The following is a 19611-nucleotide window of genomic DNA, read 5'->3' as shown; positions in this document are numbered from 1 at the left end:
TTTTATTAAGAGTAACATTACACATTAACACCCGTAAGTATTAATTAATTAAACTAAGCAACTCATGTACTGTTTTAACTGGGGTAATTTTAGCGCCCAGCCCTTCCATCGACTTATGGTAATTACGAAATGGAATATATATTTCTGTAAAACCATGTTGTGCCGCTTCTTTAACACGTGGTACGCCACTGTCAATTGGGCGTACATCGCCATTTAAGCTAAGCTCACCCATAATACACGTGGTACGAGGCACAACAAATTCGTTTAAGCTGCTAAGTAACGCGGTTACTAATGCTAAATCAATACAAGTTTCTGTTTCATCTATTCTTAGGCCACCCACAATATTAAAAAACGTATCGTGGAATATTTTGGTTTTAGTGTGTTTTCGTAATATGCCAGTCAGCATTTTTATGCGGTTCATGTTTAAACCAACGCAAACACGCTGCGGAAATTCCGCCTCGGTTTCGGTAGTTAAACACTGAATTTCCAGCAATAAATTACGATTGCCTTTACGAATACAGGTAATTGTAGAGCCTGGCGAGTCAGTGGTTGAACCCGACAAGAAAATTTCACTTGGGTTATCAACACTCAACATACCGCGTTCGCACATTTTAAAAATACCAACAGTATCAATATCACCAAAGCGGTTTTTATTTGCCCTAAGGGTTCTAATTTGCCCATCGTTGGTGTCTATGTGTAAAAGCGCATCGACAATATGTACAAGTGTTTGAGGACCTGCTATTTCGTTATTTTTATTTACATGAGCAATAATGAACATGGTTACATCATTTTGCTTACAGTATTGAGTCAATGCTTGGGCGGCACTTTTTACTTGCGAAGGCGAACCTGGGCTACCATTTGCCGTTTCGGTTACAACCGCTTGAATAGAGTCAATAACAGCAAACTTAATTTTATTTTTCTCGAGCTCTTCAATGATGGTTTCAACACTGGTTTCTGAAAGTAAATAAAGCTCGTCAGGGTTATAGTTTAACTTTAAACGATTTACCCTGTTTTTAAACTGCGATAATGACTCCTCGGCCGTACAGTAAAGTGACGGCATACGTTGTGACATTCTCGCCACTAAGTCAGATAGCAAGGTTGTTTTACCAGCACCTGGATCACCCGAAATTATATTAACAGAGCCGGTAGTTACACCACCGCTTAGCACACGATCGAGCTCGCCAATTTCTGTCAGCTGTTTTTCTGCCTCTGACGTAGCAATATCATTAATTTTTTTAGAGCCGCCACCACCACCGCCAGCATAACCGCCTACATTTGCTCGAACTGACGTTTTTTTACTCTGCCCTGCTGAAGGTTTAAATTCTGCTAATGTGTTCCACGCACCGCAGCGGCATTGACCCTGCCAACGTGGGTAGTTCATGCCACATTCTGTACACACAAACTCTATTTTTGCCGCTTTAGTCATTTATAACCTTATCTACGATTCTCTAATTTTAAAAACATTTACTGTTAATAACTTATTTTGCCACTTCAAGCATTTACTTAGCAACAAACTCTTGCCTGCGTAAAAATCTAGCGTCACAATCATTAAATACATATGGTGTTTCTTTTTAGCTATAATTTAGGGCATACTTTTTGCTTCGAAATAGTTTAAAGTAACTTGCCAACAAAATGGCATATAACACATAATAACAAGAGCTAAACAGTAGTAACTAAAATAATTGTACCTATATTAATAACATAGCGCGATTTAACGTTTATTGAACTTCTAATAAATGGACTTAACAGTATACCTACTTTTTCAATTAGACGGTGATGGTTTTATAAATGGCTGATGACATAATGCTCAAACACGAAGACCTCGTGAATGAGTTAAAAACATATTTAGGCAATGCTAAATTTGACCTAATTTTCAAATCAAAAACCGCTGGGTTAACCAAACCTGAGCAATTTTTGATGAAAATGGAAATGTCACGTTTATCTCAGCCAGTAGCACGTTTTGTTGATCTTCGTGGATTAGTGACGGGCCAAGTAAAACCGTATGAGCATAACGGTAAACAACACTTTATGGATGACACAGCCATTGAAGTGTTTGAAAAAGCACTCAAACAGCATGGAGAATATACTCTAGCCGTTTACGAAGCCGTAATGAATACAGAAAATAACCACCGCGTATTACAAAAACAAGCCGCCGAAAAATCAGAACTACAAGAATCAGAAAGTAACTTAAGCACTGAAGTCATTAAGTTTGCCTCTTACGAGAGCCGCCGTGAAGAACGGATGAATTACTCAATAAAAGTAACTATTGATTACAAAGATAAAAAGAACATTGCTGCTAGCACCTCAGATATATCTTTAAGCGGTTGTAAAGTTAAGCTTGCAACGCGCTACTCTATAAAAAAAGGTGAACTAATAGCAATGCGCTTGGTAGGCCTTGAACAAGACTTTGAACTTGGCCTAAAAAACGGTATTCAATACGAAGTTGTTGCCGTTGAAAATATCTCTCGTGAATACAACCACATTCGCTTAAAACGCACTTATATCGAAAATAACGATGCCTTTAATGACTTTTTAGAAAGCTTTATTCACGGTAATAAACGTCGTTATAAAGTAAATTTAGATAACACGCTCGATGCTGTAGTATCAAAGGGGTATGAGCAATACTACATCCCTCGTGTAACGTCTTTATATGTATTTTTAAGCAAAAAAGATGAACAGTATTACCCAAGCCTTAGCCTTACTACTGAAAATAATATTTTTATCCAGCGCTATTTTACCGATGAAAGAAAAACACCGTGTTTGTACAATATACTCAATCATCAGCGCATTACACAATTACTAACCCAAATTACCGCGGTCAAAGAAGATTACCTCTATACATTTACACATATATCATCGGGTAAAATTTACTATTACTCTGCGACACGAACTGAACTAAATAATAACCCTAAATTACGTGATCTATTTTTAGGTTTTGGTAGCCAAAAAGAAAGTTGGCAGTGCTTTAAAATACAAATAATGCCAAGTCATCCAGATGATTCTTTTATACCGCTTTCATTACCTAATAGTGCTGGCGCTAATATTGAAAAACTCAACAAGCCGCCTTCCCCTCGAGTTAAAGGCCTTATAAAAGACGTTAAATATATTGTTGTACTTACAAGTATTGGCAATAAAACAGAGCAAGCAGATTATAAACAACTTACTTTTGATAAAGCGTTAGTAAATCAGCTTAAACATTTTGGCCACGCAAAACATAAAACGCCACCTTATTTAGATATTGTGCCACTTGAATACGTAAATTTACGCTCGCATAAGCGCTACCTTTATAAAACACCGGTTAGCGTCACTATTAATGATGAAGTATTTAACGGTTATACACGTGACTTTTCTGTAATGGGTTTGCAATTAGAGTGCGAGCAACCAGTCACATTTAAAAAAGGCGATATAGTACTTTTAACATTTCCTGAGCTTCAAAAAATAACTAAAAAGCATAAACTTAGCGAACTAAAGTACGAAATAATGGCCATTAGTAAGTCATTCACTACTATTAACCTAAAAGCGAATCGTGTTGCTGATTTACCCCATGCTGGCGTAACCTTTTTTACTCAGTTGATAGAAGGTAATAAAGACAAACTTAAAGTATCTGAAGAAGCCGCTAAAGTAGAAGGCTTATCTACCGCGCTTAGAAATATGGTTACAAAAAGTGTATGCCAATTTCCGCTGTATTTACACAAAGAAGCTGCACACTTTAAAACAGGTGCAATTGGTTATGGCTTATACGCCAGTCCTATGCATGTTATTTTGCAAAACTTTGGCTTATTAGGTAACAAAACTGACTTTTCGAGTATTCTTACCGAAGAGCAAATTATTAATGTAATAACGCCTAATATTAAAGATCGCAGTCGCCAAGATGCACCGCTTGCTTTTACACTCGCTATTAATTTCGACCCTCGTAAGGGCAAAATTGAAGAGGCTATTGTTAGCCAATGCGCCCTAGGTGAAGACTACTCAAGCTTTTATAAACAAATTAGTAAAGGCATTACATCACAACTTATATTTGTGATGCGTTTGTATATTTCGCGCACAGGTCGCCCCGATACTGACTATCTATCAAACGAGCTTAAATACGTAAGCCAATATGCAATGCATAAAGCAAAAGATTTAGAAGAAGCATTATGGGCTGTTGCAGGCGTGGGGGACGTAGTAGATATAACTGAAGAAGCTCTAAGCCATTTAGAGCTTAAAAAAGAGCAAGTTGAACAAATGGGCCGCCGTAAACTAATTTGGTTAAACCGCTTACGCTAAGCGGTTTAACTTAAACAACTTTAAAGAGCGGGCTCTTTATCTAACGGAATGGCCAACATATACAACAATTGTAATAATGACCCTTCACAAATAGCCGCTTGTGCTTGCTCAACTACTTTAGGTTTGCCATGCACTGCTACACCTAGGCCAGCTTTTGCCATCATGATTAAATCGTTTGCGCCATCGCCAATAGCAACTGTTTGCGACTTCTCAAGCCCTAGTTTATGTTGTAACGACTCTAGAATAATTGCTTTTTGTTGTGCATCTACAATTGTACCCAGTACTTTACCTGTTAGTTTATCGTCTTTAAATTCGAGTACATTAGCGTGCACTTCATCTAAATTAATAAGCTCTTGAACGCGCTCTGCAAACGGTACAAAACCACCTGATGCAATTGCTAAATACCAGTCATGCTGTTTTAGAATTTGACACAGCACTTTAATACCCGGCATGAGTGGCAATGCACTTTTTAGCTCTTCAATTAAGCTTTTTTCAATACCAGCCAGTTTAGCTACGCGCTGATTTAAACTCTCGCTAAAATCAAGTTTACCCGCCATTGCAAGTGCGGTTACTGAGGCAACTTCGTCGTAAACATCCGCAAGGCGTGCTATTTCGTCTATGCACTCAATAGTTATTGCAGTTGAATCCATATCCATAACCAATAAACCAGGCTCATATAAATTAGGCGCAGTAGCAACTTGCACTAATTGACAATCTAGAGTGTTTGAAAACTCTTGTAGCACTAACGGGTTTATAGCTTGCTCTGCAGCATTTTGCACGTAAAAACACAGTGCTGGAGCTAACCCTAAATCTGGTTGATATTGGCATATAGCAGTGACGGTTTGGTTATGCGTAGCTAAAAAATCAATAATGCTAACAATGTGTTTTTCTTCAAAATCACCCGCAAATGCGATGCTAAATAACCCTAATGCTTTGTTTGGTATATAATTGAGAGGTGTAAATACACCACCACTATAGCTAAACCATTTATTTAAAGTTAAGTGTTGTAATGGTTGCTCAGCAGCTTGCTGTGCCATGTTGATTTGCGACATGGGATCTCCGTGTTTATTTTTATTTTCCTGATAATTGGCATATCATAACTGGTATTCTCAACACTAAATTCGCCATCAGGTGGGGTTTAAGGTTATAGTTAGTGTAGTTGTAACATCAAATCAAAATGCTGTCAGCAGCATAAACGGTGACTATGAAAAATAACCATATTAAAAACCCTATATCCGCTTCTCAAAGAAAGCGACTTGTTCGCTTAATACTTGCGGCTGGCTGTTTTGTATTACTAAGCTGGGTAGGTGTTAATAGTAGTTTTCAGAGTCATCAGTTACTTTATGATAGTGCAGATAGCACGGCAAAAAGCCTCACTCAGTTTATGGCTTTAAATGTTAAAACACCGCTTATTGAAAAAAACAAACCACAGCTCAACGCCATTTGTAACGATATAAGTAAAGATGAATTTGTACTTTCTGCGACTATTTATGATCAACAAGGCATTTTAATTGCTAGCAGTGACAATTGGCAGTCACATCATATTTATGGACAACTCCCTGATTCTACACCGGGTATTAGTAAACTAAAAACACCTTTTATGGAACCCGTGATAAGCGATGATGACCGTCCTATAGGCTTTGTGTCCGTTACTTATTTAACTCGCGCCGCAATATCCGACAGCCATAATCATTTTCATGACTTAGGTCGGCAGGTGCTATTAATGCTAGTGATTGCATGTATTTTTACGTGGCAGTTAGGGCGTGGATTAAAACGTTGGCAGGTAAATCGCTATATGCAAAAAACATCTGAACAAGAATCGTAAAGCTGCTTTGCAAGCGTCCCTCTTTCACTATGTGGCTTTAAATCACATAACGCGTTAAATACATCAGGTATATGCAGTGGCGTGTTAACTTCACCTTGATGGCCGCTTAACGGCATTGAAGGTGAGTCGGTTTCAAGCACTAAGTGCTCTGGCTCAATAGCAGCAATAACAGCGCGTGTTTTAACTGCGCGATCATAGGTAATAACGCCGCCTATGCCAAGCTTAAAACCCTGCTTAATATAGTACTGCGCTTGTTGAAGTGAGCCCGAAAAGGCATGAATCACTCCCCCGTTTTTTGGCTTACACCGCTTAAACGATTGCGCAATTAAATCATGGCTTTGCCTATGATGCACAATGAGCGGTAAGTTAAGCTCATTAGAAAGCCCTATTTGCTGCTCAAATAAATAAGTTTGTTTAGGAAGGTTTTCAATACTTCGATCAAGCCCGCACTCCCCAATAGCTACCAACTGATGCTTATTTGCAGTCGCGAATTCAAATAACGCTTCTATGTGCGATTCGTTATGTTGCTCTAAAAAGTAAGGATGTAGCCCTGCGGCTATTTTTATACTTGGGTAAGTTGCTTTGAGTTTTATGAGAGTATGCGATTGAGCAAGCGTAATACCCGGCACAACAAACTGATTAACTCCCTTTGCTACACACTCGTTTATGAGCGATTCACGATTCGAATCAAACTCGCTAAAGTCGAGGTGGCAATGAGAGTCAATAAATTGCACGGTTACTTACTCATCTTTTAATTAAGGGTTTAAGCGTGTAATTTGCCAGCTGTTATCTGCTTGGCGCTGATATATAAAGCGATCATGCAAACGATGCGCCCCACCTTGCCAAAACTCAATTTTAGTGGGCACTACACAATATCCGCCCCAAAAATCAGGGAGTGGAATTTCACCTTTAGCAAACTTATTTTTCATGTTGGCGAAGGTTTCCATGAGTACTTTACGTGATGACACCGGACGACTTTGCGCTGACGCCCATGCTGCTAATTGACTTTCTTTAGGACGAGATAAAAAGTACTTTGCCACGGCAGAGGTAGGTAATGGTTTAGCCTCGCCATATACAATAACTTGGCGTTCCATGTGGTGCCACGGAAAGTGCAAGGAAATTTTATTATTACCTTTAAGCTCTTGCGCTTTACGCGAACCTGTATTGGTAAAAAATACAAAACCGTTATCATCCAGATGCTTTAAAAGCACTATACGCTGTGAAGGTTGACCGGTTTCATCAACAGTTGCTACAACCATCGCAGTTGGGTCGGGTAACTGGCTTGCCACTGCATGCTCAAGCCATGTTTCAAACTGCTTAAACGGATCATCTTGCAAGTTATCTTCGCTTAACGCGTCTTGCAGGTATTCACGGCGGATATCTTCGAGTTTCATAACAAGTCCTTTAAATAAAGCCTTAGAAAAGAGCTTAGAGTAGCGAGCTTAAAACAATGGATGTTGAGTAGTAACAAATATTAAGATTCAGGTGCATGCGATAGCAATAACACAGAGCCTCAGGTGCATTCGATAGCAATAAACATAGAGTCTCAGGTGTATCTATAGCAATAAACACAAAGCCTCAGGTGCATTCGATAGCAATAAACATAGAGTCTCAGGCGTATCGTTGGGTTTCGTTTCACTCAACCCAACCTACAACGTAAACTACACAACTCAGGTATCTGTAAGTGTAGGAGTGCTAGCAAGGCAAGAAGTTTATTTATGCCAAGGAGCATACGGTTTGTATGTGACTTAGGCTAAATAAACTTCTTAACGCAGCTAAAACGAACTACACAACTCAGATATCTGCAAGTGTAGAAGTGCTGACAAGACGGAGTGCTTTTTTATGCCAAGGAGCATACATTTAGTATGTGACTTAGGCTAAAAAAGCACGACAACGCAGTCAAAGCGAACTACACGCAGCAGACGGTTCACCTAAGTAGTTTAGCCTAAGACAAGGCGTCCAACCTGACTTATCCCTATGAGCATACGGTTTGTATGTGATTAGGGTAAGTCGGATTGGATAACGCAGTATTAGGTTAAAATACGACGGTGATTACATTTGCTCCATAACTTCAATGCCTAGCAAATCTAATCCCGTTTCAAGAGTTTTAGAAACCAAATTACACAACACTAAACGGCTATCGCGCACGCTTGGCTCTACGCCCTCTTTAAGTACTGGGCAGGCTTCGTAAAATGTCATGTATAAGCTTGCTAGCTCATATAAGTAACCACATAGTACGTGCGGTGTTGCTTCGCTGATCATTAAATCAAGTACTTCTTCAAGCTGTAGTAGCTTAAGTGCAAGTGCTTTTTCTTGAGGCTCAACAATTGCAACGTCTGAATTTAACGTAGCAGCATCAACGCCTGATTTGCGGAAAATACTGCGTATACGCGTATAAGCATATTGTAAATAAGGAGCGGTTGCGCCTTCAAAGCTTAGCATGCTGTCCCAGTTAAAAATGTAATCGCTGGTACGATGCTTAGAAAGGTCGGCGTATTTAACTGCGCCAATACCTACTTTACGTGCAATTTCGCTGCGATCGCTATCACTTAAATCCGATTCACGTTCAGCTAGTTTTGCGGCTGCACGGTTAATTGACTCTTCTAGTAAATCAGCAAGTTTTACTGTGCCGCCAGTACGTGTTTTAAATGGTTTGTTATCGGCGCCCATCATGGTGCCAAACGGGCAAAACTCGTAACTTGTTTCGTCTCGTAATAAACCTGCTTTACGCGCTGTAAGCTCTACTTGATTAAAATGTAGGTTTTGACGTGCATCTACAAAAATTAAGATACGATCAGCACCTAATTTATTTGAACGATAATCACATGCCGCTAAATCTGTTGTTGCATATAAAAAGCCACCGCCAGATTTTTGTACGATAAACGCAGATGGTTCGCCATCTTTGTTGGCAAGTTCATCTAAAAACACAACTTGCGCGCCTTGCGACTCTACTGCAATATTTTTATCTTTAAGTAGGCTAATAATATCGTTAAGTTCTGCGTTGTATGCGCTTTCAGCCATAATATCGGCTTGAGTAAGTGTTACATTTAAACGCTTGTATACTTCTTCAGAATGCTTAACTGAGGTAGCTATAAACAGTTTCCAAAGTTTTTCACAGTGCGCATCGCCGCCTTGTAATTTAACAACGTAATTACGTGCTTTATCAGCAAAGCCTTCTTCGTCGTCAAAGCGTTTTTTAGCATCGCGGTAAAAGGTTTCTAAATCAGCAAGCGCTACAGAATCTAAATCTACACCTTGGCTAATTTGATCTTCTAAATGCGCGATTAACATACCAAATTGCGTGCCCCAATCACCCATGTGATTTTGACGTACAACCGTATCGCCTCTAAATTCAAGCGCACGCACAATTGAGTCACCAATAATGGTTGAACGTAAATGGCCTACGTGCATTTCTTTAGCAAGGTTTGGTGATGAATAGTCAACAACCACTTTTTGCGGGTTAGCATGCTCGTTTACAGCAAGCTTTGCATCACTGTTAGCTGCTTTAACGCTTTGAGCTAAAAACTCAGGCTTTAAATGAATATTAATAAAACCTGGGCCAGCAATTTCAGTCTTTTGAGCAATATCGCTTACATCAAGATTATCTATAATTTTTTGCGCAAGCTCACGTGGGTTGCTTTTCATTTTTTTAGCCGCGCCCATTGCTGCATTAATTTGGTAATCACCAAATTGTGGACGTGTGCTTTGTGTTACTGCTGGGTTTGTATCTTCAGGTAAGCCTGCGCCCGCCATAGCGGCAATGGCTTTTTCGATTAAAATAGTACGAATATTCATATTTTTTACCTTTGTAAGCCCGCCAAAGCAGGCTTTCAGTTAACTGTAGTCAGTCGATTCTAGTTTTCGCGAGTGTGGTTAAATGTCACTTCTGGGTAACGCTCTACTGATAAATTAAGATTTACACGGCTCGGCGCAATGTAAGTTAAGTTATCGCCACCATCGAGTGCTAAATTACTTTCGCACTTGCGCTTAAAGTCTTCAAACTTTTTCACATCGTCGCTGCTTACCCAACGCGCTGTATTTACGTTTACACCTTCGTAAATAGCATCTACGTTATATTCGGCTTTTAAGCGCGCTACAACTACATCAAACTGAAGTACACCTACCGCGCCCACAATTAAATCGTTGTTTATAAGCGGTCTAAATACTTGCACAGCACCTTCTTCAGAAAGCTGTACTAAGCCTTTTAATAATTGCTTTTGCTTAAGCGGATCGCGAAGACGAATACGGCGGAATAATTCAGGCGCAAAGTTAGGGATACCGCTAAATTTAAGTTTTTCGCCTTGTGTGAACGTATCACCAATTTGAATGGTACCGTGGTTATGCAAACCAATAATATCGCCCGCGTAAGCGTCAGCTGCGCGCTCACGATCGCCCGCCATAAAGGTTACCGCATCAGAAATGCTCACTTGCTTGCCAATTCGCACGTGATTCATTTTCATGCCTTGGCTGTACTTACCCGATACAATACGCATAAATGCAATACGGTCACGGTGTTTAGGGTCCATGTTGGCCTGAATTTTAAATACAAAACCAGTAAAGTTTTCTTCAGTTGCAACAATAAGTCTGTCTTCGGTTTCACGAGGCAGTGGCGTTGGTGCCCATTTAGTTAAACCATCTAAAACGTGGTCAACACCAAAGTTACCAAGTGCGGTACCGTAATAAACTGGCGAAAGCTCACCGGCTAAAAACAGATCTAAATCAAATTCGTTTGATGCGCCAATAACAAGCTCAAGCTCATCGCGTAATTGCGCAGCTAAATCTTCACCAATGGCAATATCAAGTTCTGGGTTATCAAGACCTTTAATGGTACGAACTTCTTGAATTTTATGACCCTGACCTGTTTTGTATAAAACAGCTTCGTCATTATGAATGTGATAAACACCTTTGAACTCTTTACCACAGCCAATTGGCCAAGTAATGGGTGCACAGGCAATATTTAGCTCTGTTTCAACTTCGTCAAGCACTTCCATTGGGTCGCGAATTTCACGGTCACATTTATTCATAAACGTAACAATTGGCGTTGTACGCAGGCGTGTAACTTCCATTAGCTTACGGGTACGATCTTCTACACCCTTTGCCGCATCAATAACCATTAAACACGAATCTACCGCAGTTAATGTGCGGTAAGTATCTTCCGAGAAATCTTCATGTCCTGGAGTATCAAGTAAATTAACAAGTGCGTTGTTATATGGAAACTGCATTACAGAGGTAGTAACAGATATACCACGCTCTTTTTCCATTTCCATCCAGTCAGACTTTGCATGCTGGTTAGAGCCACGGCCTTTTACAGTGCCGGCTCGTTGAATAGCTTGTCCGAATAACAATACTTTTTCGGTAATGGTTGTTTTACCAGCATCTGGGTGAGAGATGATAGCAAAGGTTCGTCGTTTATTAATTTCGCTAAGGAGATTTTGATCTGCCATTAAAAAAGTTCTTTTAGTTTGTATACGGATATTATCCACTTTAAGTATGCTGAGCTTTCAAGGCTTAAATAATACCAATTGCATTAAATTAGCGTTCTATTATAGCGATAATAAAATAGCGCAATAACAAGGCGAAATTATCACATAGAGTTATTCTCTATGAATAATTTTTAACGTAGTTAGTGAGTTATTTAATACGCTAGAACGATCTTGTTTTAATAAAATTGGTATAGAGCAACCTCGAAAGCTCAACACACCATCAGAAAAGCCCTAAATTGGCCCCTCACATGCGATCCGTTATGTTAATCGTAATTGGATACTATTTTCGCTGATCTTGGCCTTATAAACAATCAATGGTTGGTTATTAGCTGATCTTTTTTATTAATATGGATTTTGGGAAGCCTAACTGCAAATGAGGTACAAAAAAATCAGTAATAAGCCAAATAAATAGAATCAGCACACAATACACCAAGCCTCTGCACACCATTAGAATTTTTAAGCCTTGCTTGAGAATATTAACCTAGTGGCCCGGCTAACAGCCCTGCGTTAACCCACTGATATTTATAACTAAGAGTAAATTAGAAAATTCAATTTTAAGTGATAGCATTTATCTTTAAAAAAATGACTTTAAAAGATGTAAATTTATGTAAACTTTTTTGAACGATAAAATAACGGTTATAAGCATGTAACTTATTAAATTAAAATAACTTAATAAAATAAAAAAACACCAATACAGAGCTAAATACCATGCAATTACTGATTGTAATTTAGCCACCAAGACCGCCACAAGCTTGTGTAATAAAGTCGTAACGCATATTATTGATAGATTGCATGGAGGATAAGTCGTTTGGTCATGAAAACCAGTAAGTTAAGTATTAGATTATTATGGTATATAACACCCCTTGTTATTCTACCGCTGCTATTTTTAGGTGGCTTTACGCTCACCAATGTAACTAATTCAACACAAAAACAAGCTGATTTAATAATGAGCCGTTTTGTTGAGCAACAACAGCAAAAAATATTTAATTATATCGACTCTTTTCACTCTACTGCAAAACTACTTTCAACCTCGCCAGTACTTAGTGATTTTTTAGCAAACGACATTCGTGCCAACGGTAATTACACCCGAAAACTTGGCGCGCTTATGGATGTATTTGCCAGTTACAGTGAGGCTTATCCCGATATAATTAGCATTAATTTAGTTTCAGCCAGTGGGAAAAGCGATGCCTACTACTCTAACAACCTAACAACAGCGCCTAAAAGCTACCCGTTTTTTAATCAAGTATTGCAAAGTAATTTAAGTAAACAGCAATTTATGATTCAAAAGGATGATGGCACCACTAGTTTGTATTTTATTCAACGAATTTATAGTGTTGATTACTATTTAAAGCGACCACAGCAGCTTGGTTTTATTGTAATACATATAGAACCTTCAATACTAAACTCTAGTATTTTAGAAGCGCCATATAACAACACGCTTAATTTAATGTTGACTAAAGACGGGAAAATTTTATTTAGCTCCGATTACAACATGCGTGGCCAATACATAAGCGAGTACGAACTTAATCAAGTGCATGACCTCGCTGATATCGGCATGCTTTCGACTATTGAACTCTCAAGCATAGACAAAATAGAGCGAATGATTTTTGCAGTGCAAATGCCCGGCGGATATTATTACGTATCGACCATTCCCAAAGGGGTGCTTTATCAATCAGGTAAAGCCATAAGTTTAATAACAGGCTTAATTGTTATTATTTCGGTGATCACCCTGCCAATATTAATTTTTATAGTGGTACGTAATTTATTACTTAACCCAATTGAATTACTAGGTGCTGCGAGTCATCGTGTTGGTGATGGCGATTTGTCGGTGCACTTACCAGCTCATACAAATGATGAAGTAGGTGTTTTATTTAACGACTTTAACCACATGGTTAATCAAATAAGGCACTACCAACAACAGCTTGAAGAATACAAACACCACCTTGAAGATAAAGTGGAAAGTCGTACCCAAGCACTTGAAGCTATGAACAGCCAACTTGAGTTAGCTATTGGCCAAGCTGAGCAAGCTAATCAACTTAAGAGCCGCTTTTTAGCTAACATGAGTCACGAAATACGCACGCCGCTCACGGCCATTATGGGCTTTACAGAGCAGTTACTACATAACGATAAAGTAGCGAATGACAAACAACACCTAAGCACTATTTTACGTAATTCAAAACACTTACTAGAGTTAATAAATAACATACTCGATTTATCTAAAATTGAAGCTGAAAAGCTGGCTGTTGATTTGTCAGCGTTAAACGTAGTGCAGCTTGTGCACGACATTGAATCAATTATTCAACCACTGGCACAAGAAAAACAATTAACCCTTAATATCGACTATCAACTGCCGCTACCTCGCACCATTTATAGTGATGTGACCCGCTTAAAACAAATACTTATAAACATTGCTAATAACGCTGTTAAATTTACCGAAAATGGCAGCGTGTCTATTTGTGTGCATTATTTACAAGCAAGTCAAAAGCTAGAGTTTGTAATTAAAGATACTGGTATTGGTATGTCTGAGCATCAAATAGAACGTGTATTTAAGCCGTTTGAACAAGCCGATGCCACAACTACACGTCGTTTTGGTGGTACAGGTCTTGGGTTGTGTATTTCTAAAAACTTAGCACTGTTACTTGGTGGCGATGTAAACCTTGAAAGTGAAGTGGGTGTAGGTAGCCGCGTTACAATTAGGGTGGCATGTCAGCTATCTGATGATCAACCCATGCTTGAATTCTTAACGCAAGACAGCCAGTTAATACCAGAGAAAGACCCTCTCTTATCGTTTGCGACTAATAGCTTCGACGCCAATATATTAGTGGCTGAGGATAACCCAGATAACCAACTATTAATTAAATTATTACTGCAAACCTGGGGTCTTGAACCCGATATTGCCAGTAATGGCGCACAAGCTGTAGAAATGGCGCTCGTAAACGACTACCAACTTATTATTATGGATATGCAAATGCCTGTAATGGGTGGATTAGAAGCGACTAAAATGCTTCGTCATGCAGCATATGATGGCCCTATCATTGCCCTTACTGCCAATGTAATGAACCATGATATAGGCACTTATCTAGAAGCTGGTTGCGACAAAGCACTGGCTAAACCCATCGATAAAGATGCTCTGGAAAACGTACTCGTAAGCTACCTGCATCTTGAAAAAGATAATCAAAATAAATGGGATAGCCTATTAAAGAGCGAAAAGTTTCAGCAAATTGCCGATAATTATTTAGCTAACTTACCTACATATTTAGAAGAAGTTAAAGCTTTGCAGCATTGTGATGATTGGGAAGCATTAAGAGGTATAGCGCACAGTGTTAAAGGTAGTTCTGGATGCTTTAACTTTGATGAAATTTACCATAGCGCTGCGGCACTTGAAGAGAACTTAAAAAGTAACAATAAAGTACCAAGAGACGAGTTGGTAAATGATTTAATAGCAGCCATTGAGCAAGCAATTAGCGACAAAGTAACCTAAAAAGTAAACTTACAAAACTGTACAAATGCAGTACTTTAGCGGCTCTATATTTTAAATGCTAATTACCGTCTTTAATTATGAAAAGTTTAAACCTAGCGCCATACCCATTAAAATAGCGTCTTCAAAGCCATTTTTAGCAGGGTTATCACTTGGGTAGTAGTTTTTACGCACTGACATCTCAGCAAAGCCTGCGCGCTCGTACAGCGCAATAGCACGCGTATTTGATTCGCGTACTTCTAAAAAGAGGTTTTCAGCATTTTGCTGCTCACCATATTCAATAAACTGCGCTAACAACTGCCTTGCAATACCCTTACCCTGGTGACTTGGTGTTACACAAATATCCATAAGTGTAAAATCAGGCCCTGCTTTTTCACCAATATAAAAACCAATCATGCTCGCCTCATCAAATGCGGCAACATTAAAATAGCGCCCGCCTATACATGAACCCATTGTATTTAAAGTCCACGGATGGCTATGACACGCTGTTTCGATGGCCATTAATTGAGGTATTGCAGTTTCATCTACTGATTTAAAGTTTATCAAGGTATTCACTCATTAAAGCCCATAAAGCACGCTTCTCAGAGGCGTTGAGCTGTGGGGTTGGCAATGTAAGCTTATTGTCGTTTAATTGCATCTCACTGCCCTGTACAACGCTATTTATAATAATAGGCTCTGCACTGAGTTTAATGTCTGCAAGTAGTTGCTCATTTAGCGTTAAAGAACTAGCTATCGTGCTTTGCGATAAAGTATTAGCTTGATCATTTGCTTGAGGACAATAATGTTGATTGAGTTCAAGATTTTCTATATCAAAAATAGCTGCGTAACGTGGATGCATAACAACTCAGTAGATTAGACATTTGAACAATATAAGAAGTAATAAAAACGATGTAAAGAAGAAATGGCAGGGGCGGAGAGATTCGAACTCCCAACCATCGGTTTTGGAGACCGCTGTTCTACCAATTGGAACTACGCCCCTGCAATGACGACGAATTATAGAGAAGTTTCGCCAAAGGTAAAGAGAAAAATCACTCTTTTAGTTTAACTGCTTTTTAAATAAACAAAACGGCGAATTAGCATGCTAATTCGCCATTTTTTAATCACTTAAAATTAGTTAATTAAAACTAAAATTAATTATTCCCATTCGATAGTTGCAGGTGGTTTACCTGAAATATCGTAAACAACACGAGAAATACCATCTATTTCGTTAATGATACGGTTTGATACCACACCTAAAAACTCATAAGGTAAATGTGACCAGCGCGCTGTCATAAAGTCGATTGTTTCCACACAACGAAGTGATACAACCCAATCGTACTTACGTGCATCGCCCATAACCCCTACCGATTTAACAGGTAAGAATACAGTAAACGCTTGGCTTACTTTATGGTAAAGCTCAGCTTTGTGAAGCTCTTCGATGAAAATCGCATCAGCGCGGCGTAATAAATCACAGTATTCTTTTTTGATTTCGCCAAGTACACGCACACCTAAACCTGGTCCAGGGAAAGGATGACGGTAAAGCATGTCGTACGGTAAACCTAGCTCTAGGCCAATTTTACGTACTTCATCTTTGAATAATTCACGTAATGGCTCAACAAGGCCCATTTTCATGTCATCTGGTAATCCGCCCACATTGTGGTGAGATTTAATAACATGCGCTTTACCAGTTGCAGATGCCGCTGATTCAATTACATCAGGATAAATTGTACCTTGCGCTAACCATTTTGCATTTTTAAGCTTTTTGGCTTGCTCATCAAATACATTAATAAACGTATGACCAATGGCTTTACGTTTATCTTCTGGGTCTGACTTACCCGCTAGATCATTTAAAAACTGCTCTTCAGCTTCAACTTTAACAATATTTAAGCCAAATTTATTACCAAACATGTCCATTACTTGTTGGCCTTCGTTTAAACGAAGTAAACCATTATCAACAAATACACATGTTAGTCTTTCGCCAATTGCACGGTGAATAAGCATAGCCACAACCGATGAATCAACACCACCAGAGAGGCCTAAAATAACTTCGTCATCGCCAACTGTTTCTTTAATACGCTCGATTGCATCATCGATAATTTTTGCAGCAGTCCACAATTTTTCACAGCCACAAATATCAATAGCAAAACGCTCTAATAAGCGCTGACCTTGGTGCGTGTGTGTTACTTCTGGGTGAAACTGTACACCGTAAAAACGTTTTTCTTCGTTAGACATTGCAGCATGTGGACAAGTAGATGTTTTAGCTGTTGTTGCAAAACCAGCTGGAATATCCATTACTTTGTCGCCATGACTCATCCATACGTCGAGTACGCCGTTGCCGCCATCGGTAATGCTGTCTTCAATTGCATCAAATAATGCACAGTTGCCTACTTTTTCTACTTGTGCGTAACCAAACTCTTTTTTATCAGAGCTGTGTACACTTCCGCCAAGTTGAGCTGCCATTGTTTGCATACCGTAGCAAATACCTAGCACAGGCACGCCTGCATTAAATACATACTCAGGAGCGCGCGGGCTGTTTTCAAGTGTTGTTGATTCTGGACCACCAGAAAGAATAATACCTTGTGGGTTGAACTCGCGGATTTGCTCTTCAGTCACATCCCATGCCCAAAGTTCACAGTAAACACCAATTTCACGCACACGACGGGCGATTAATTGAGTGTATTGTGAACCAAAGTCTAAAATGAGAATTCGTGAATCGTGAATATCTTTGCTCATGGAGTATCTCGTAAAGTCTGATGCTAAATGCCGCTTTGAATACCAATTTTATTAAACATTACTAATTTTTGCAGGCTAAATAACTCTCTAACCACGTTAAAAACTTCTTATTTAGAAGAAACTAAAAATCGAAATTTTTGCCTCGTTATTGAGCCATTTATCTGTCGCAATAATTGACCACTTTATTAATGCAATTGGTATTTATATAAACGACTAAAAAGAGGGCTTGCAAAGCAAGCCCAGTATATTAAATTAATTACGCTGCTTAACCTAAACGGTAATTTGGTGCTTCTTTAGTGATTTGCACATCATGAACGTGCGACTCACCCATACCGGCTGAAGTAACACGTACAAATTGTGGTTTTGTATTTAGCTCTTCAATTGTTGCACAACCCGTTAAGCCCATAGCGCTTCGTAGGCCGCCCACTTGCTGATGAATAATCGTTGCAATAGGACCTTTGTAAGCTACGCGACCTTCAATACCTTCAGGTACTAACTTGTCTGCTTCGTTTGATTTTTGGAAGTAACGATCTGATGAACCTTCTTTTTGATCCATCGCGCCCAATGAGCCCATACCACGGTAAGATTTGTAATAACGGCCTTGGTATAATTCAACTTCACCTGGTGCTTCTTCAGTACCAGCAAGCAGTGAACCCACCATTACACACGATGCACCAGCAACAAGTGCTTTAACAATATCACCAGAAAAACGAATGCCACCATCAGCAATAACAGGAATGTCGCGACCTTTTAAGCCTTCAACAGCATCTGAAATAGCGGTAATTTGTGGAACGCCACAACCGGTAACAATACGTGTAGTACAAATAGAACCTGGGCCGATACCTACTTTAACTGCATCCGCTCCCGCATCAGCAAGTGCAATCGCACCTTCAGCTGTTGCTATGTTGCCTGCAATAATTTGTAAGTCTGGGTACTCTTTACGCGTTTTAGTAACACGGTCAATAACACCTTGAGAGTGACCATGCGATGTATCGATAAGTAAAACATCAATACCCGCTTCTACTAATGCAGCAATACGCTCATCAGTACCTGCACCAACACTTACAGCTGCACCTACACGTAAACGACCTTGGTCGTCTTTACATGCGTCAGGTTTGTCTTGGGCTTTTTGGTAATCTTTTACTGTGATCATGCCTTTAAGTTTAAATTCATCATCAACAACAAGGATTTTTTCAATGCGGTGTTCGTGCATTAAGCCTAAAATTTCTTCGCGTGCTGCGCCTTCTTTAACGGTAACAAGCTTTTCTTTTTTAGTCATAACGGTAGAAACAGGCTGTTCAAGCTTAGTTTCAAAACGCATATCACGACTAGTAACAATGCCTACAAGCACATTATTGCTATCGGTAACCGGAAAGCCTGAAAAACCTTTTTCGTGCGAAAGCTCAATTGCATCTGCAATTGTTAAATCGGCAGTCACCGTTACAGGGTATGAAACAATACCTGCTTCGTAGGTTTTAACTTTACGTACGTTTTTCGCTTGTTCTTCAATAGTCATGTTTTTATGAATAAAACCAAGACCACCTTCTTGCGCAAGGGCAATAGCTAAACGAGCTTCTGTAACAGTATCCATAGATGCTGAAATAAGCGGCAAGTTAAGTTTGATACCACGCGTTAAGCGAGTTGAAATATTTGCCGTGTGTGGCAAAACAGTAGAATGACCAGGTACTAAAAGTACGTCATCAAAGGTAAGAGCTTCTTTAGCGATTCTAAGCATTTTGGCAACTTCTCACATGTGGATCTAAGATAAGGAATTGCGGCCAAATTTTAACAGCGTTGTTGGCATGAGTAAATAATATTTCGCAAATATTTATGATAAAGTAGTGCAA

Annotated in this window: 13 protein-coding genes and 1 tRNA gene; 3 read left to right on the top strand and 11 right to left on the bottom strand. The window is 39.2% G+C overall.

Annotated elements, in window-relative coordinates:
- Positions 1-40: 40 nt before the first annotated feature.
- The gene (radA, locus tag L654_RS0121270; protein ID WP_024608997.1) at positions 41-1426 is read right to left on the bottom strand and encodes a DNA repair protein RadA; all 1386 of its coding nucleotides are present in this window, start codon (positions 1424-1426) and stop codon (positions 41-43) included.
- Positions 1427-1788: 362 nt separating this feature from the next.
- Here radA and L654_RS0121265 point away from each other — a divergent pair, with 362 nt between their 5' ends.
- The gene (locus L654_RS0121265; RefSeq protein WP_024608996.1) at positions 1789-4266 is read left to right on the top strand and encodes a PilZ domain-containing protein; all 2478 of its coding nucleotides are present in this window, start codon (positions 1789-1791) and stop codon (positions 4264-4266) included.
- A gap of 20 nt (positions 4267-4286) precedes the next feature.
- Here L654_RS0121265 and serB read toward each other — a convergent pair whose 3' ends face one another.
- Complete coding sequence (gene serB / locus L654_RS0121260) at positions 4287-5318, bottom strand: phosphoserine phosphatase SerB (RefSeq protein ID WP_024608995.1); 1032 nt, start codon at positions 5316-5318, stop codon at positions 4287-4289.
- A gap of 152 nt (positions 5319-5470) precedes the next feature.
- Between serB and L654_RS0121255 the strand changes: the two genes are divergently transcribed.
- Positions 5471-6091, top strand: coding sequence for an AhpA/YtjB family protein (locus tag L654_RS0121255; protein WP_024608994.1), 621 nt, complete (start codon positions 5471-5473; stop codon positions 6089-6091).
- Here the strand turns inward: L654_RS0121255 and L654_RS0121250 are convergent.
- From L654_RS0121250 to prfC, 4 genes are all read right to left on the bottom strand, one after another.
- Entirely contained in the window at positions 6058-6825 is a 768-nt protein-coding gene (locus L654_RS0121250; RefSeq protein WP_024608993.1) for a TatD family hydrolase, read from the bottom strand. The genes L654_RS0121255 and L654_RS0121250 overlap by 34 nt on opposite strands.
- A 21-nt stretch (positions 6826-6846) precedes the next feature.
- Entirely contained in the window at positions 6847-7485 is a 639-nt protein-coding gene (gene pdxH, locus L654_RS0121245; protein WP_010553172.1) for a pyridoxamine 5'-phosphate oxidase, read from the bottom strand.
- Between the two features lie 658 nt (positions 7486-8143).
- Complete coding sequence (gene argS, locus L654_RS0121240) at positions 8144-9886, bottom strand: arginine--tRNA ligase (RefSeq protein ID WP_024608992.1); 1743 nt, start codon at positions 9884-9886, stop codon at positions 8144-8146.
- Positions 9887-9945: 59 nt separating this feature from the next.
- On the bottom strand, positions 9946-11535 hold the full coding sequence (prfC, locus tag L654_RS0121235) for a peptide chain release factor 3 (RefSeq protein WP_007581628.1): 1590 nt from the start codon (positions 11533-11535) through the stop codon (positions 9946-9948).
- Positions 11536-12388: 853 nt separating this feature from the next.
- On the opposite strand from prfC, the gene L654_RS0121225 reads away from it, so the two are divergent.
- The gene (locus L654_RS0121225) at positions 12389-15055 is read left to right on the top strand and encodes an ATP-binding protein (RefSeq protein WP_024608991.1); all 2667 of its coding nucleotides are present in this window, start codon (positions 12389-12391) and stop codon (positions 15053-15055) included.
- Positions 15056-15130: 75 nt separating this feature from the next.
- Here the strand turns inward: L654_RS0121225 and rimI are convergent, their stop codons facing one another.
- From rimI to guaB, 5 genes are all read right to left on the bottom strand, one after another.
- Positions 15131-15598 (bottom strand): ribosomal protein S18-alanine N-acetyltransferase, encoded by a 468-nt coding sequence (gene rimI, locus L654_RS0121220; RefSeq protein ID WP_007581622.1) that lies wholly within the window; start codon positions 15596-15598, stop codon positions 15131-15133.
- The gene (locus tag L654_RS0121215) at positions 15585-15890 is read right to left on the bottom strand and encodes a hypothetical protein (RefSeq protein WP_024608990.1); all 306 of its coding nucleotides are present in this window, start codon (positions 15888-15890) and stop codon (positions 15585-15587) included. Before L654_RS0121215 ends, rimI begins: the two co-directional genes overlap by 14 nt.
- A gap of 64 nt (positions 15891-15954) precedes the next feature.
- Positions 15955-16031: transfer RNA gene (locus L654_RS0121210), tRNA-Trp, on the bottom strand.
- Positions 16032-16186: 155 nt separating this feature from the next.
- Positions 16187-17764: a glutamine-hydrolyzing GMP synthase gene (gene guaA, locus L654_RS0121205; RefSeq protein WP_024608989.1), complete on the bottom strand. Its 1578-nt coding sequence runs from the start codon at positions 17762-17764 to the stop codon at positions 16187-16189.
- Positions 17765-18029: 265 nt separating this feature from the next.
- Positions 18030-19499 carry an IMP dehydrogenase gene (guaB, locus tag L654_RS0121200; RefSeq protein ID WP_002958783.1) on the bottom strand — a complete coding sequence of 490 codons (1470 nt, stop codon included), beginning with the start codon at positions 19497-19499 and terminating at the stop codon, positions 18030-18032.
- Positions 19500-19611: the final 112 nt, after the last annotated feature.

Source organism: Pseudoalteromonas sp. TAB23, from assembly GCF_000498075.1.
GTDB lineage: Bacteria > Pseudomonadota > Gammaproteobacteria > Enterobacterales > Alteromonadaceae > Pseudoalteromonas > Pseudoalteromonas arctica.
Note: the sequence above shows the minus strand (reverse complement) of the source record. Positions and strands in the feature narration are given on the sequence as shown.

Coding starts and splice junctions, on each gene's coding strand:
- radA (WP_024608997.1), bottom strand. CDS start 1,426: ATGACTAAAGCGGCAAAAATAGAGTTTGTGTGTACAGAATGTGGCATG.
- L654_RS0121265 (WP_024608996.1), top strand. CDS start 1,789: ATGGCTGATGACATAATGCTCAAACACGAAGACCTCGTGAATGAGTTA.
- serB (WP_024608995.1), bottom strand. CDS start 5,318: ATGTCGCAAATCAACATGGCACAGCAAGCTGCTGAGCAACCATTACAA.
- L654_RS0121255 (WP_024608994.1), top strand. CDS start 5,471: ATGAAAAATAACCATATTAAAAACCCTATATCCGCTTCTCAAAGAAAG.
- pdxH (WP_010553172.1), bottom strand. CDS start 7,485: ATGAAACTCGAAGATATCCGCCGTGAATACCTGCAAGACGCGTTAAGC.
- argS (WP_024608992.1), bottom strand. CDS start 9,886: ATGAATATTCGTACTATTTTAATCGAAAAAGCCATTGCCGCTATGGCG.
- prfC (WP_007581628.1), bottom strand. CDS start 11,535: ATGGCAGATCAAAATCTCCTTAGCGAAATTAATAAACGACGAACCTTT.
- L654_RS0121225 (WP_024608991.1), top strand. CDS start 12,389: ATGAAAACCAGTAAGTTAAGTATTAGATTATTATGGTATATAACACCC.
- L654_RS0121215 (WP_024608990.1), bottom strand. CDS start 15,890: ATGCATCCACGTTACGCAGCTATTTTTGATATAGAAAATCTTGAACTC.
- guaA (WP_024608989.1), bottom strand. CDS start 17,764: ATGAGCAAAGATATTCACGATTCACGAATTCTCATTTTAGACTTTGGT.
- guaB (WP_002958783.1), bottom strand. CDS start 19,499: ATGCTTAGAATCGCTAAAGAAGCTCTTACCTTTGATGACGTACTTTTA.